Origin of the sequence: Bacteroides caecigallinarum (assembly GCF_016902295.1) — a bacterium.
GTDB classification, from domain to species: domain Bacteria; phylum Bacteroidota; class Bacteroidia; order Bacteroidales; family Bacteroidaceae; genus Phocaeicola; species Phocaeicola caecigallinarum_A.
Map to the genome: position 1 here is coordinate 90,293 of NZ_JACJLQ010000004.1, position 15,116 is coordinate 105,408.

The 15,116-nt window shown below is 43.3% G+C and carries 10 protein-coding genes and 4 pseudogenes; 9 read left to right on the forward strand and 5 right to left on the reverse strand.

Going from position 1 to position 15,116, the window contains the following annotated elements:
* Positions 1–33: 33 nt before the first annotated feature.
* The gene (gene dprA, locus H6A27_RS02315; protein ID WP_204507527.1) at positions 34–1,149 is read right to left on the reverse strand and encodes a DNA-processing protein DprA; all 1,116 of its coding nucleotides are present in this window, start codon (positions 1,147–1,149) and stop codon (positions 34–36) included.
* 7 nt (positions 1,150–1,156) lie between these two features.
* On the reverse strand, positions 1,157–1,561 hold the full coding sequence (locus H6A27_RS02320; protein ID WP_204403211.1) for an acyl-CoA thioesterase: 405 nt from the start codon (positions 1,559–1,561) through the stop codon (positions 1,157–1,159).
* A 201-nt stretch (positions 1,562–1,762) separates the two neighbouring features.
* Between H6A27_RS02320 and H6A27_RS02325 the strand changes: the two genes are divergently transcribed.
* Entirely contained in the window at positions 1,763–2,704 is a 942-nt protein-coding gene (locus H6A27_RS02325; protein ID WP_204507528.1) for a tRNA-dihydrouridine synthase family protein, read from the forward strand.
* Here the strand turns inward: H6A27_RS02325 and H6A27_RS02330 are convergent.
* Positions 2,697–3,962 carry a DUF2851 family protein gene (locus tag H6A27_RS02330; RefSeq protein WP_204507529.1) on the reverse strand — a complete coding sequence of 422 codons (1,266 nt, stop codon included), beginning with the start codon at positions 3,960–3,962 and terminating at the stop codon, positions 2,697–2,699. The two genes, H6A27_RS02325 and H6A27_RS02330, sit on opposite strands and share 8 nt — an antisense overlap.
* A gap of 207 nt (positions 3,963–4,169) precedes the next feature.
* Between H6A27_RS02330 and dapB the strand changes: the two genes are divergently transcribed.
* From dapB to H6A27_RS02355, 5 genes are all read left to right on the forward strand, one after another.
* Positions 4,170–4,925, forward strand: coding sequence for a 4-hydroxy-tetrahydrodipicolinate reductase (gene dapB, locus H6A27_RS02335; RefSeq protein ID WP_204507530.1), 756 nt, complete (start codon positions 4,170–4,172; stop codon positions 4,923–4,925).
* A 166-nt stretch (positions 4,926–5,091) separates the two neighbouring features.
* Entirely contained in the window at positions 5,092–6,516 is a 1,425-nt protein-coding gene (gene lepB / locus H6A27_RS02340) for a signal peptidase I (protein WP_204507531.1), read from the forward strand.
* A gap of 81 nt (positions 6,517–6,597) precedes the next feature.
* Positions 6,598–7,506 (forward strand): signal peptidase I, encoded by a 909-nt coding sequence (gene lepB / locus H6A27_RS02345; protein WP_204507532.1) that lies wholly within the window; start codon positions 6,598–6,600, stop codon positions 7,504–7,506.
* Positions 7,507–7,515: 9 nt separating this feature from the next.
* Positions 7,516–8,157 carry a WbqC family protein gene (locus H6A27_RS02350; protein WP_204507533.1) on the forward strand — a complete coding sequence of 214 codons (642 nt, stop codon included), beginning with the start codon at positions 7,516–7,518 and terminating at the stop codon, positions 8,155–8,157.
* A 31-nt stretch (positions 8,158–8,188) separates the two neighbouring features.
* Positions 8,189–9,421 carry an anaerobic sulfatase-maturation protein gene (locus H6A27_RS02355; RefSeq protein ID WP_204507534.1) on the forward strand — a complete coding sequence of 411 codons (1,233 nt, stop codon included), beginning with the start codon at positions 8,189–8,191 and terminating at the stop codon, positions 9,419–9,421.
* Here H6A27_RS02355 and mnmA read toward each other — a convergent pair.
* Both mnmA and H6A27_RS02365 read right to left on the reverse strand, forming a co-directional pair.
* Positions 9,418–10,467: a tRNA 2-thiouridine(34) synthase MnmA gene (gene mnmA / locus H6A27_RS02360; RefSeq protein WP_204404464.1), complete on the reverse strand. Its 1,050-nt coding sequence runs from the start codon at positions 10,465–10,467 to the stop codon at positions 9,418–9,420. The genes H6A27_RS02355 and mnmA overlap by 4 nt on opposite strands.
* 205 nt (positions 10,468–10,672) lie before the next feature.
* Positions 10,673–10,783, reverse strand: a pseudogene (locus H6A27_RS02365) (helix-turn-helix domain-containing protein); the annotation flags it as partial.
* Positions 10,784–10,839: 56 nt separating this feature from the next.
* Between H6A27_RS02365 and H6A27_RS02370 the strand changes: the two are divergent.
* From H6A27_RS02370 to H6A27_RS02380, 3 pseudogenes are all read left to right on the forward strand, one after another.
* Positions 10,840–11,769: pseudogene (locus tag H6A27_RS02370) on the forward strand (efflux RND transporter periplasmic adaptor subunit); the annotation flags it as partial.
* Between the two features lie 37 nt (positions 11,770–11,806).
* Positions 11,807–13,382 (forward strand): annotated as a pseudogene (locus H6A27_RS02375) (efflux RND transporter permease subunit); the annotation flags it as partial.
* 197 nt (positions 13,383–13,579) lie between these two features.
* Positions 13,580–14,938, forward strand: a pseudogene (locus tag H6A27_RS02380) (TolC family protein).
* The last annotated feature ends 178 nt before the right edge of the window (positions 14,939–15,116 follow it).

The window sequence follows — 15,116 nt, forward strand, 5'->3', positions numbered from 1 at the left end:
CGGGGACAAAGCGTTGTCCCCATTTTTTGTGTCTTAAATTAACTTATAAACCCCACCCGCCAAGGCACGTACCACACCTTTCATCTCCATTTCGAACAGTATGCCTGTCATCCTGTTGATAGGAATATTGGTATTTACCACGATGGTGTTTATTTGCAGCCCGTCAGGATTTTTCTCCAATTGCGACATGACAAGTTCTTCCTCGGGCGAGAGATCGGGGAATAGCTGGCGCTGTATTCCTTCGCGCGGGTTGGATGTAGGTGTATAATCCCAATTCATTGCTTTTACGAGCTCTTCTGCGCTCTGCAGAAGAGTGGCTTTGTTGTTGCGGATAAGCGCATTGCAGCCTGAAGAGTATTCGTCATTAATGCGACCGGGGAAAGCAAAACAGTCGCGGTGATAGCTCTCGGCTATATCTGCTGTAACCAGCGCACCACCTTTGGCTGCCGATTCCACCACTATCGTGGCATCGCATATACCTGCTATTATTCTGTTACGTTTCAGGAAGTTCTGCCTGTCGGGATTTGTTCCGCTTGGATATTCTGTCAGCAGTCCGCCATGTGAGAGTATATCGGCGGCGGTATTCCGATGTACGGCCGGATATATTCTGTCAAGTCCGTGTGCAAGTACACCTACTGTGTTCATACCGTACTGGAGTGCAGCTCTATGGGCGTTTATGTCGATGCCGTATGCCAGTCCGCTTACAATAAGTACATCGGGCATGATTTCGTGTAACTCATTTATAAATTTCTGGCATATCCCCTTCCCGTATTCAGTCGCATGGCGTGTCCCTACCATGTTGATTATATGCAGGCTGTTAAGGTCGGCTGTACCGCGATAGAACAGAAGTAATGGGGCGTCATCACATTCACGCAAACGTGACGGATAATTTTCATCATTCAGTGTGAGACACCTTATATTGTTTTTCTCTGTAAAACGTATTTCTGCTTCACACAGGCGCAGCACGTCGCAGTTGAGAATAGAATCGATAACTTTCTGCGAGATACCGGGCACAATTTCCTTAAGGCCCTTTGCTTCGCGGAATACAGTTGTGGCAGAACCAACGGCTTCCATCAGACGGTGTGCTCCTATCATACCGAGTCCGGGCAGACGGGTAAGAGCCATGGTGTAAAGCAATTCCTCATTCATGGTAGTGTTATTCGCTGAAATAAGGTGAGAAGATAGTGTTGAAAACCTCGCTGTCGCCTAATCGTCCGTTTATAACACAAACGGTTTCCACAGTGGCTTTGATAACAGGCTTCATGTCCGGCAGACGGAATATATCCTGAAAAAATACATATTTGATACCTTCTTTCTTGATGTACAGCTTTGATACGAACTCATCACCGCTTTTCAGTGGTGTTTTGAATGCCATATTGAGTCTTGCCACTACAGGGTCTATTCCTTCGTTGTGAAGGTGTGCGAAGCTTACTCCCAACGATAAAAGAAATTCATGGCGTGTATGTTCGATATAATGCTGATAGTTGGCATTGTTTACTATGCCCTGTAGGTCGCATTCATAATCGCGTACCTTCATTTGCTGTTCGAAGATGTATTTCATTTGAGTTTTTAAGTTTTTAAGTTTGTGAGTTTTTTAGATACTAGTTGACTAGTTACTAGTTGACTAGGTTCCTTAGTATCTAGTCCCTAGTTCATAGTCTCTAGTCCCTAGTCTCTAGTCTCTTAATCTATAAATACAAACTTACGGAAAAATCCTCTTATATCTATCGTTGCAAGGAATATTCTTCATATTTTTGCATATATGGATAAGGAACTTAATATATTTGCAGCTCCGTTACAAGGTTTTACGGAGGCCGCATGGCGTGTAGCGCATAATGAGGTTTTTGGTGGAGTTGATGCTTATTTCACTCCTTTTATAAGATATGAGAAAGGCGGTCTGCGCAATAAGGACAGACGCGAGGTCCTGCCTGAAAACAACCGTGGCATAAGGCTGATACCTCAGATTATGGCTTCCGAGCCGGAGGAGATGAAAGCTTTGGCTGATTTCGTCATTTCTTTAGGATATAAGGAGATTGACCTCAATATGGGTTGTCCTTTTCCGCTGATAGCGAACAAGGGAAAGGGTAGCGGAATATTGCCACATCCTGATAAGGTGGCTGCGCTTATGAAGTGCGTCAATGGTTATGCGGCTGACGGCATAAGTTTCAGCGTTAAGATGAGGCTGGGGCAAGTGTCTGCCGATGAATGGAAGGAGATTCTGCCTGCCATTAATGATTCTGATGTGAAGATGATTACACTTCATCCACGTATAGGCAAACAGCAGTATAAGGGTGAGCTTGATATGGATGCATTTGCTGAATTCTATAATGAATGCCGTAAACCGCTGGTATATAATGGCGACCTGTGCAGTGTGGCAGATATAAACAGGGTAGTTGATAAGTTCCCCGACTTGTATGGAGTGATGATAGGTCGCGGACTGCTTGCCGACGGCTCTTTGGCTGCCGGATATAAATCTGGTTCGGAGATTAATAAGGACGTGCTTTATGCCAAGGTGCGCAATATGCACTCTCTGATGTATCAAAGATATTCAGAAACAATTGAGGGCGGCGATGCACAGCTTCTTCTTAAAATGAAGTCAATGTGGGAATATTGGCTTCCCGGGCTTGACAAGAAGAAAAGGAAAGCTATCCACAAGGCAAACAAGCTGTCGGTATATCTGAACGAGGTAGAGGGAGTTAGGTAGTTTTTTTCAAATACTCAAACCCGATGCGGCAGTACAGGCATTTCTTCGGGTCGCAATAATTCTTTTTCAGCTGTATCAGAGCCTGGCTGTCGCCTGCATGTGAGGCTTCAAGTCCGCATTCTTTCCACATTCGTGTGATATAGTTGTTTTCCGGTTTCAGTGTCTCAAGCATTTCCGAGGCGCGTGCTGTAAGACGGTCTATTCCTCTGTGTTTGCCGTATGCATATAAGAACGGTATCACTGTGTTTATAATCAGCAGATTGACGGATGAAGTGCTGAGGCTTTTCTTTATCGGAACTGATACTTCGCCGAATGTATAATGTGTAATCCAATATTCTGAAGTATCAGTCTCTAACAAAGGTTTTAGCTGTTCTATTGTTTCTGCTTCAAGAATCCTTGACAGCAGTCCCTGTGATGTGTGATATAGTTTTGCCAGCTGTGCGATTCTTACGTGAGGAAAGTTCCCGGGACGCATGCGCAATAACTTCCAACGGCAGTTCTCCGATGTGGTGAAGCCGAACTTATGTTTAAGATATGTATATTCCTTCAGTAGTTTGTTCGCATATTCATCGTTAGCCGCGTCTAAAAGTCCTGCCTGACCGAAAAATATGGCTTCTATCTGGAACAAGTTGTCGCGGTGTTTGTCAACAGCCCTTAGCGGAATGGTCTGTGCCCACAGTTCGAAGGCTTCGCTGTTGGTCCCGAAACCGAAGTTGCGTGCCAGGGTGATGAAGAACACGTCTTCCCAGTTATTGTTGTATTTTTCCTTCAGCTTAGTTATACGTTCCGTTTTTTCTTCGAAACGTTCTATCTGGAGTGTGTTCAGCCAACTGTGTATTAGTAGTTTGGATAGTGAAGGGATGAGCTTGTAGCATGCAGGGTAGTGGGCGGTACGAATAAGCTCGTTATAGCTATCCACAAGATAAGTGGGGTAGTGCAATTCCATCTGCGGAATTTTCTCTCCGTTCGGTCGGCATGGCTCATAGTCTATGTCCGAAGCTACGTGTAGAATCACATTTTCGTAATCGGAATTCATGTCATGATGATGTAACTTCCAGTCGGAAGCTTTGATGTGTATTTCTATGTTTCCCACCCATAATACACCGCCTATTTTAATCTTTGCATTAAAGAAGTCCGGACCTGCATTCGTATTCCATAGTCCCGGGTCGATAACCTCCACTTCCATGCCGTCTGTAGTACGTAACGGCTTAAGAGGGAAAAGTTTGTGTTTCCATACGTAATGTAAAAGTTGTTCCATGCTAACGATTGTAAATATTGCCTAAATGTAATGATTTATAATGAAAAGCATTATCTTTGTCGGAAAATAATTTTAGTTCTTGAGTTTTTTAGTTCTTGAGTTGGTTTAAGAATACAAACTCACAAACTTACAAACTTAAAAACTCACAAACTTACAAACTCACAAACTTACAAACTCACAAACTTAAAAACTCACAAACTTACAAATATGAAGATAGCATTAATTGGATATGGAAAAATGGGCAAAGAGATAGAAAAGATTGCCCTCTCACGCGGACATGAGATTGTTAGCATCATAGATATAGACAACACACAGGATTTTGAGTCGGAAGCGTTCCGTTCGGCTGACGTGGCAATAGAGTTTACTGCTCCATCTGTGGCTTATAACAACTGTTTGTCGGCTTTCAAGAATGGTGTAAAGGTGGTTTCAGGCAGTACAGGATGGATGAACGAACATGCAGACGAGATGCGCCGCTTGTGTACTGAAGAGGGCGCAACACTGTTCTGGTCATCTAATTTCAGTCTTGGGGTGGCTATTTTCTCTGCCGTAAACAAGTATCTTGCCCGTATAATGAATAATTTCCCGGGATATGACGTATCTATGGTCGAGACTCATCACGTACACAAACTCGACGCTCCAAGCGGTACTGCCATAACTCTGGCTGAAGGCATTCTTGAGAACCTCGACCGTAAGGACAAATGGGTGATGGGAACGCTTACCTCACCAGACGGAACAGTTACTGGTACTACAGACTGTGCGGCTGACGAAATGCCTGTTAGCGCAATCCGTCGTGACGAGGTGCCGGGCATCCATACCATAACATACGAATCTGAAGCTGATTCAATCATCATTACTCACGATGCCAAGAACCGTAAGGGATTCGCTCTCGGTGCTGTGCTTGCAGCTGAATATACTGCTGAACATACAGGATTCTTAGGTATGAATGATTTGTTTAACTTCTAAGTTGACAAGGCTTCAGAAATCAGATACTAGATACTAGGGACTAGATACTAGGAGACCTTGTCAACTAGTAACTCGTTAACTTGTAACTAAAAAAGAGCCTAGCCAACTAGTAACTAGTCAACTAGTATCCAAAAAACTTAAAAACTCACAAACTCAAAAACTCAAAATGATACATGCATCACGCAAACAATGGATAAAGTTTGCCATAGCAATGGCTCTTTATCTTGCATTTATAATATGGCTGAAGAGCTGGCTTGGTATTATTGCCATACCATTCATTTTCGATGTTTATATAACCAAGAAAATACCTTGGACATGGTGGAAGAAATCTACCAACCCGCTTGTTGTCACTGTTATGAGCTGGGTTGACGCCATTGTGTTTGCTCTTGTGGCAGTATATTTCGTCAATCTGTATTTCTTTCAGAACTATGTAATACCTTCTTCTTCGCTTGAGAAATCGTTGCTCGTGGGCGATTATCTGTTTGTCAGCAAGATGAGCTATGGAGCAAGGATTCCTCAGACTCCGCTTCACATGCCGCTTACTCAGCATACTCTTCCGGTGTTCAACTGCAAGTCGTATTTGGAATGGCCTAAATGGGATTACAAGCGTGTTGACGCACTTGGTCATGTGCAGCTTAACGATATTGTGGTATTCAATTTCCCGGCCGGAGATACTGTAGCTACAGCCATGCCGGCAGAGGATATATACCGTATAAGCTATCAGGCTGGAAGGGAGCTTTCAAAACCTATCGATATGTCAACTCTTACGCCATTGCAGCAGCGCGATGTGTTTGACTATTATTATGCTGTAGGACGCAGATATATTGATGAGAACAAGTCCATGTTCGGCGAAGTGGTGAGCCGTCCTGTTGACCGACGCGAGAACTATGTAAAACGTTGCGTGGGACTTCCGGGACAGACACTCGAAATCAAGAACAAGATAGTTTACCTTGACGGAAAGGCAAATAAGGAGCCGGATAATGTGCAATACAGATATTTTGTCGAGACTACCCGTCAGCTTCCTGACGATCTTTGCAGGGAACTTGGCATAAGCCAGGAAGACCTTATGGCATATTATCCCAAGGAGTCTGTATATAACATTCCTCTTACAGAAAAGGCCAAGGCTGCTTTGCTGGCACGCAAGGATCTTGTGAAATCAATAACTGATGTTCCTGGTGATGATGCCGGTGGACTGTATCCGGTAAACAAACTTACAGGATGGACTACCGACAATTACGGACCTATATGGATACCTAAGAAAGGCGAGACGATAGAACTTACAATTGATAATCTGCCTATATACGAACGCCCTATACATGCCTACGAGGGAAACCGGCTTGAGGTGAAGGACGGAAAGATATACATCAACGGAGAAGAGACAAACAAATATACTTTCCAGATGGATTATTACTGGATGATGGGTGATAACCGTCATAACTCGGCTGACTCTCGTTTTTGGGGTTTTGTTCCCGAGGACCATATCGTAGGTAAGCCAATCTTCATCTGGCTGTCGCTTGATAAGGATAGAGGCCTGTTCGACGGTAAAATCCGTTGGAACAGACTGTTTAGATTTGTGGATAATATAAAGTAAGTTTATGAGTTTCTGAGTTTTTAAGTTGGTTGATGATAACAAACTGACAAACTCAAAAACTGACAAACTCAAAAACTAATAATGAAACCCTATCTGACATATATCAGAGCTATAGTCATTGCCATTCTGGCCGTTCTTATAGTCCGAACCCTGTTTGTTACATCATGCTTTATTCCTTCCTCAGGCATGGAAAACACCCTTTACCGTGGAGAAGGTGTCCTGGTGGGCAAATGGAGTTACGGATGGCGTGTGCCTTTGCAGTCTGTTTTCGGATATCACAGACTTTTGCCAGATGACGTCAGACAGGGAGAAATTGTACTGTTTAATAATCCTATGCCGGCCGATACATCTATTTCAGTCGATTGTAGGGAACTTTACATAAGCCGCTGTATAGGTACTCCAGGCGATACCCTTATGCTTAACAGCGAACTCATAGCCGAGGGAACCGATGTTTTCAGTCCTGATACAAAAGCTCTTTATTCATATCCCGCCGAAAGTGAGGAGGTAATGGACTGTGTACTGTCCTCGTTGGGCATAACAGAAAATCAGTTGGCGGGCTATACACCAGAAGGTAATTATATCAGGAGTTTCAGCTATTACGAACATTATCTTGTAACCCAACGTATGGATGGCAGGTTCAGCCTCACACCTCTCTATCCCGAAAATAGCTGTAAGGCATATCCTTTTGTTGTACCTAAGAAAGGAGTTCCTGTAAGTATATATCCGTGGAATGCTGCCCTTATAGTTAATATGATAGCCTTTCATGAGAAAAAAAATGCATATATAAAAGGTGATACGGTGTTTGTCGAGGGTAAACCAAGAAAAGAATATACATTCTCGCAGAATTACTATTGGATGGCATCGAATGATCCTGTAAATATAAATGATTCGCGTCTGTTCGGCTTTGTTCCCGAAACACATGTTATAGGCAAAGCTTTAAGAATATGGTATCCTTCCAGGAAAGGACGGTTCATGAAAAAAATTCAGTAAATACGTAAGATGGAAAATAAAGATATAATCCTCGGTTCTGCATACTTGGCTCCGGTCTCATATTTCGCAGCATTATATTCATGTAGTAAGGCTTACATTGAAAGATACGACCATTATATGAAGCAGACATATCGTAACCGTTGTGTAATAGCTTCAGCCGACGGACCTTTGGCGCTTACTATACCTGTCGAGAAATTGTCTGAAGGCAAGTGTGCCATGAAGGATATCCGAGTGTCTGAACATGGTAACTGGCGTCATGTCCACCGTAATGCTTTCGTAGCTGCATACAAGCAAAGTCCTTTTTTTGACTATTATGCCGATGAGTTCAATGCCTTTTTCAACAGAAAATACGTCTTTCTTTACGATTTCAATATGGAACTGACACACTGGATGTGTCGGCAGATAGACATACAACCGGAACTTGTACCTACTACGGAATATATGGATGCCAAAGAAGGAATACTTGATTTGCGTGAGGCTATCCATCCTAAAAAAAATGTAGAAGATTCTTTATCGTTCTGTCACCCTGTTCCTTACTATCAGGTATTTGATTCGCGTCATGGCTTCCAACCGGATTTGAGCATTGCTGATTTGCTTTTCAATATGGGACCTGAAAGCCTCCTTGTACTGCGTGATGCGGTATCGTTCTGAGTCTAAAAAACTATATCATAAAGAATATGCCATGAAACAGACTATTGCACCTTTTGCCAAACCTCTCTATGTAATGACAAAGCCTGTAGGGGCTGTATGTAATTTAGCTTGTGACTATTGTTACTATCTTGAGAAATCTAACTTGTATAAGGATACATCCAGGCATGTGATGAGCGATGAGCTTCTGGAACGCTTTATCAGGGAGTATATCGGTTCTCAGACTATGCCACAGGTCCTTTTTACATGGCACGGCGGCGAGACACTTATGCGCCCTCTGAGTTTTTATAAAAAAGCTGTTGAACTACAGAAACAGTATGCCGGAGGAAGGACGATAGATAACTGTATCCAGACTAACGGAACACTGATTACTGACGAGTGGTGCCGTTTCTTCAAGGAAAACAACTGGCTTGTTGGGGTGTCTATAGACGGCCCTCAGGAATTCCATGACGAATACCGCCGTAACAGGCAGGGGCTTCCTTCGTTCGTAAAGGTTATGCGAGGAATAGAATTACTTAACAAGCATGGAGTGGAATGGAATGCAATGGCTGTAGTAAACGATTATAATGCCGATTATCCGGTTGAGTTCTATAACTTTTTCAAGTCCATAGGATGCCATTATATCCAGTTTGCCCCTATTGTGGAAAGAATCTTCAAGCACGATGACGGACGACATCTTGCTTCACCAATGCAGGAAGGAGATAAACTGGCAGATTTTTCTGTTACTCCCGAACAGTGGGGAAATTTCCTCTGTAGGCTTTTTGACGAATGGGTGAAGAATGACGTCGGACAGTATTTCATCCAGATATTCGACTCAACTCTTGCCAATTGGGTAGGAGAACAGCCAGGTGTATGCTCAATGGCTAAGACGTGCGGACATGCCGGAGTGATGGAGTTCAACGGCGATGTATATTCGTGCGACCATTACGTATTTCCTGAATATAAGCTTGGCAATATCTATCAGAATACTCTTGTGGAAATGATGTATAGTGACCGGCAAAAGGAATTCGGACTAATGAAACAGCAATCTCTTCCTACCCAGTGTAAGGAATGTGAGTTCCTTTTTGCCTGCAACGGTGACTGTCCTAAGAACCGTTTTGCCAAGACAGCTACCGGCGAACCCGGACTGAACTATCTTTGCAAGGGATATTTTCAGTTCTTCAAGCATGTGGCACCATATATGGATTATATGAAGAAAGAATTGCTTGCACAGCGTCCGCCATCAAATGTTATGGAAGCGATTCGTAATGGAGTGATAGACATTTAGACTATTATTCCACCGCCTAAAACCATATTGTTGCGATAGAAGGCGGCAGCCTGTCCTGAAGCTATTGAGGCCAATGGCTCGAACAGGATAACGTGCAGCCTTCCGTCGCCTGATTTCTCTACTCTACATCTATTCGCCTGTTTGCGATATCTTATCTTGACTATCACATCGTCCTTGCCAATCAGACTCTCTTCGTTTGTGATATTCCAGTCTGTAAGCCACATTTCATTCTTTTCAAGACTCTTTATATTGTCGCTTAAAATAATTTTGTTTTCCTTGGGGATAATATCTTTTACGAATACAGCCTTGTTCAGATAAATTCCTAATCCGCGCCTTTGACCGACGGTAAAGAATGGAAATCCATCGTGTATGCCTATTTGATTGCCTTCCTCATCGCAGAATATCCCCGGTTTGATACTTTCTGTATCTACATTTTTTTTCAGGAAACTCCTGTAATCCATAGGGCAGAAACATACTCCAAGACTGTCCTTTTTTGTGGCAACCTTCATGAATCCTCTTTCCGCTGCAATTTCTCTTATTCTCGTTTTTGTAAGCCCACCCAAAGGCAAAAGCATTCGCTGCAGAATGTCCTGTGGCAGTCCCCATAGGAAGAAAGACTGGTCCTTGTCAGGGTCAGCCCCATTTATGATATGCCAGTATCCTTTGATAAATTTTTTCTGAACGTAGTGTCCGGTAGCGATATGGTAAATGCCTTCTTTGTCGGCAATTTCTCTTAGAATTGGCCATTTCAGGTAATTATTGCATAAAGTACACGGAACCGGTGTCCTTCCTGACATGTATTCTTTTATAAAATAGTCTATGATGTATTCCTTGAATTTATCTCTCAGGTCGTATGTAATATGTGGAATATTAAGCTTTTCGCAAAGATAGCGTGCATCGTCCAGATATTCTGTATTATTGTCTTTCTCGTAAAACCGAAATGTCACCCCGGTAACATCATAACCGGCGTCAAGAAGCAACAATGCGGCAACAGAGCTGTCTGTCCCGCCGCTCATACCTAATAATACTTTCTTGTTTTCTTTCATAATCCTTTCCTTTGAAACGGGTTATTTTACGTATGGGCATAAAAAAAGGAGTACCGCTGTACTCCAACCTTTGTTAACCTTAAAATCTAATACTATGAAAAACACAGTGCAAAGGTACGGACTTTTATGTAATATGCAAACTATGTGTGCGAAAACTCATATTTTATAACACTATTTAATATAGTTGCTTGTCGTTATACAGTTGTTAATATTTCAGCCTGTATTCAAGAGGTGTAATTCCTGTATGTTTTTTAAAATATCTGGTGAAAAATGACTGATCTGGAAAATTCAGCTCGTATGAAATGTCTTGTAAGGACACGTTTGATCTCCTAATTGTACACAAGGATATTCTTTCAGGAAAAAAGTGAACGAAGGTTCCAATTGGATATCATGCCGCAGGTGTCTGGCACAATACAGAAATTATGTGTAACCGAAGGTGAGAAGGTAAGAAAAGACCAGGTGCTTTTCATTATCGACCAGGTTCCTTACAAGGCTGCACTCAATACTGCAGTGGCGAATGTGAAGTCGGCGCAGGCTGCTTTGGCCACTTCGGAATTGACTTATAACAGTAATAAGGAACTGTATGCCAAAAAGGTGGTATCAGAATTTACGCTGCAGACTTCGGAAAACCAGTATCTCACTGCTAAAGCCCAGTTGGCGCAGGCAGAGGCTCAGGAAGTCAATGCCCGTAACGACTTGTCATACACAGAGGTCAAAAGCCCCAGCAACGGTGTGGTAGGCATGTTGCCCTACCGTGTAGGTACGTTGGTCAGTCCGTCTATGACACAGCCTTTGACAACAGTTTCGGATAACTCTGAAATGTATGTCTATTTTTCTATGACAGAAAATCAGGTACTCGGCATGGTCCGTGAATATGGCTCTATGGATGAGGCTATAGCTAAAATGCCGGAAATATCACTTGAGCTGAACGATGGTACTATATATGCCGAAAAAGGCAAGATTGAGTCCGTCAGTGGAGTGATTGATACACAGACCGGCACAGTGGGTGTACGTGCCGTATTCCCAAATGAAAAAGGCTTGTTGCTGAGCAGTTCGTCAGGCAAGGTGTTGATACCAAGTACGTATAACGATTATATAGTAATACCTCAGGAGGCTACAGTTAAACAGCAAGATAAGATTTCAGTGTTCAAGGTAGTCGATGGTAAGGCTGTAACAACACTGATCAAGGTGGCGGCCTATAATGATGGACGCGAGTATATCGTGCTTGAAGGTCTTAATCCTGGTGATGAAATAGTTGCCAAGGGTGCCGGACTTCTTCGCGAAGGAACTCAGGTGAAATAAACAGACAGAGTTGATTTGACTTTAATTAAGAGTAACAATGAAAGGAAATATATTTATCAAACGACCGGTGATGGCTATCTCCATCTCCATCGTGATTTTGTTGGTGGGATTTATCTCGCTCATATCGTTGCCGGTAGAACAATATCCTGATATAGCTCCTCCTACGGTAGTTGTTGATGCCACATATACAGGAGCCAGTGCAGATGCGGTTATGAATAGTGTCATAATGCCGCTGGAAGAGAGTATAAACGGTGTGGAAAACATGATGTATATTACTTCTACCGCAACAAACTCCGGTTCGGCTACAATACAGGTTTATTTCAAGCAGGGAACAGACCCTGATATGGCAGCTGTCAATGTGCAGAACCGTGTGTCGAAGGCGCAGGGACTGTTGCCGGCGGAAGTGACAAAAATCGGAGTCTCTACGGCGAAAAGGCAGACAAGCTTCCTTCAGATCAACTCGTTGGTCAGTACAGATGGTAAATACGATGAGACATTCCTTGCCAACTATCTTGACATAAATGTAATCCCTGAGATTAAGCGTATCGAGGGTGTGGGCGACGCGACACTGTTAGGTGATACCTACAGTATGCGTATATGGCTCAATCCGGAACGTATGGCCCAGTATGGCCTGGTTCCTGACGACGTTACAGCTGTGCTTGGCGAGCAGAACGTTGAAGCACCTGCCGGTAATCTTGGCGAGAATTCTCCGAATGTGTTTCAATATGCGTTGAGGTATAAAGGACGTCTTAATCTATGCTTCCATTCATAACGTAGTGGAAACACTTGTAATAGCAATCATACTTGTTATTCTTGTGGTTTACTTCTTCTTGCAGGATTTCAAGAGTACATTGATTCCTTCCATTTCAATCATAGTATCACTTATCGGTACGTTTGCCTGTCTTGTGGCAGCGGGTTTCAGTATCAACATCCTTACTCTGTTTGCCCTTGTGCTTGCCATCGGTACCGTGGTTGACGACGCCATAGTTGTGGTGGAAGCTGTTCAGGAGAAATTCGATTCTGGCTATACTTCTCCATATCTGGCTACAAAAGATGCGTTGGGCGATGTTACCATGGCCGTTATCTCATGTACCTGCGTGTTTATGGCTGTGTTTATCCCTGTAACATTCATGGGCGGTACATCCGGTATATTCTATACCCAGTTCGGTATCACTATGGCTACGTCAGTAGGCTTGTCAATGATTTGCGCCCTTGTGCTTTGTCCGGCCCTTTGTGTTATCATGATGCGCCCGTCCGACGGAAACAAGAGTCCTAAAAGTTTCAATGGCCGTGTAAGGGCTGCTTATAATGCCTCTTTCAATGCTACCATGAATAAATATAAGAAAGGTGTGATGTTCGCTATCCACCACAGATGGATGGTTTGGGCAGCGCTTATAGTATCAGTTGTATTGCTCGTATTCTTCATGAAGACAACAAAGACAGGTCTGGTTCCGCAGGAGGACCAGGGTACTGTAATGGTCAACATCAGCACATCACCAGGTAGCACTCTTACTGAGACAGCCAAGGTAATGGAAAAAGTAAAGGATATTCTGAAGAACACCCATGAGGTTGAGAACTACAGTGCCACATCAGGCTATGGTCTTATTTCCGGTTCATCCGACATTTGGAGTGATAACCCTATATGACTGAATATCAGCGTATATGGAACATATACAATTTTGTATATTGTTGATAATCAATAAGACTGATATCTAAAAGCTATAATTCGCCCCTACAAATGGCTCAATTGTGTTTAAATGTGTAGAAGCGTAAGAACAAGCTAAAATACAGATTGTTACACATAGGGCGTATAGATTGTCAATATACCATTCGCAATACCCATCACTCCAAATTCCAGAAGACCCCAAAATATAAACCAGCGGAAACTGTTCCTGACAGCCTGTACGGAGCAAATGTGGAAGTAGCCGATACAACGAACTTCGGGAATTCGGACTGGAAAGAAATATTCACAGACAGTTATCTTCAGTCCTATATAGACCAGGCATTGCAGAACAATACTGACTATCAGTCCGCACAGTTGCGTATAGAAGAGGCGAAGGCTACACTGTTGTCATCCAAACTGGCTTTCCTCCCTTCGTTCGCATTGGCTCCACAAGGAACAATAAGCAGCTTTGACTCTCAGAAAGCTACAAAATCGTATGAACTCCCTGTTACAGCGAGTTGGGAACTCGACATATTCGGACGTATGCGCAACTCAAAGAAATAGGCTCAGGCATTTTATGCCCAGAGTGTTGACTATAAACAGGCAGTACGTTCACAGTTGATTGCCAATGTTGCCAATACATATTACACGCTTCTTATGCTGGACGAACAACTGAAACTGTCGGAAGAAACAGCGGAGGCATGGAAAGAAACAGTTGCCGCAGCACGTGCATTGATGGATGCCGGTCAGTATAACGAGGCGGGTGTATCGCAGATGGAAGCAACATATTACAGCGTGCAGGCATCTGTGGTCGATCTTAAAGAACAGATAAACCAGACGCAGAATACTCTGGCGCTGCTGCTGGCTGAGACTCCCCGTAATTACGAGCGTGGAAAACTGGCAGACCAGGTAATGCCTGACGACTTGTCAATAGGCGTTCCGTTGCAGATGTTGTCAAACCGTCCTGACGTACGTTCGGCAGAACGTTCGCTGGAAGCTGCGTTTTATGTAACGAACCAGGCACGTTCGGCTTTCTATCCTTCTATAGTTTTAAGCGGAAGTGCAGGATGGACGAATGCCGCTGGTTCAATAATTGTAAATCCTGCCAAGTTCATAGCCACAGCTATAGGACAGTTGACAATGCCGTTGTTCAACCGTGGACAGAACATAGCCCAGCTCCGTATAGCCAAGGCTCAGCAGGAAGAAGCAAGTCTGAGTTTCCAGCAGACATTGTTGAATGCAGGGGCCGAGGTTAACGATGCACTTACAGCATATCAGTCAAGTAAGTCGAAGACAGAGCTGTATCAGAAACAGGTGACAGCTTTGGAAAAGACTGTAACCAGCACCTCTTTGCTTATGGAGTATGGAACAACAAATTATCTTGAGGTGTTGACAGCCCGCCAGTCCCTGCTCAGTGCCCAACTCACACAAGTGTCAAACCGCTTTATGGAGATACAGAGTGTGATAAGTCTCTATCAGGTGCTTGGTGGCGGAAGAGGAGAATAATAATAGTGTAAACACACACAATCATTTCATATAAAATTAACTGTTATCATTATCTAGTGTGATAATTAGATGATTGGGGCTGCCTGGGGAGTGATCTTCGGGCAGTTCTTTTTTGTGGGAAAACTGTTTGAAATAGTTTTGAAAACATCTTTAGCACAACTTTTGTTTAGGATGGGAA

Bases quoted from the DNA above. Each gene is read 5' to 3' on its own strand.
- dprA (WP_204507527.1), bottom strand. From the start codon at position 1,149: ATGAATGAGGAATTGCTTTACACCATGGCTCTTACCCGTCTGCCCGGA.
- H6A27_RS02320 (WP_204403211.1), bottom strand. From the start codon at position 1,561: ATGAAATACATCTTCGAACAGCAAATGAAGGTACGCGATTATGAATGC.
- H6A27_RS02325 (WP_204507528.1), top strand. From the start codon at position 1,763: ATGGATAAGGAACTTAATATATTTGCAGCTCCGTTACAAGGTTTTACG.
- H6A27_RS02330 (WP_204507529.1), bottom strand. From the start codon at position 3,962: ATGGAACAACTTTTACATTACGTATGGAAACACAAACTTTTCCCTCTT.
- dapB (WP_204507530.1), top strand. From the start codon at position 4,170: ATGAAGATAGCATTAATTGGATATGGAAAAATGGGCAAAGAGATAGAA.
- lepB (WP_204507531.1), top strand. From the start codon at position 5,092: ATGATACATGCATCACGCAAACAATGGATAAAGTTTGCCATAGCAATG.
- lepB (WP_204507532.1), top strand. From the start codon at position 6,598: ATGAAACCCTATCTGACATATATCAGAGCTATAGTCATTGCCATTCTG.
- H6A27_RS02350 (WP_204507533.1), top strand. From the start codon at position 7,516: ATGGAAAATAAAGATATAATCCTCGGTTCTGCATACTTGGCTCCGGTC.
- H6A27_RS02355 (WP_204507534.1), top strand. From the start codon at position 8,189: ATGAAACAGACTATTGCACCTTTTGCCAAACCTCTCTATGTAATGACA.
- mnmA (WP_204404464.1), bottom strand. From the start codon at position 10,467: ATGAAAGAAAACAAGAAAGTATTATTAGGTATGAGCGGCGGGACAGAC.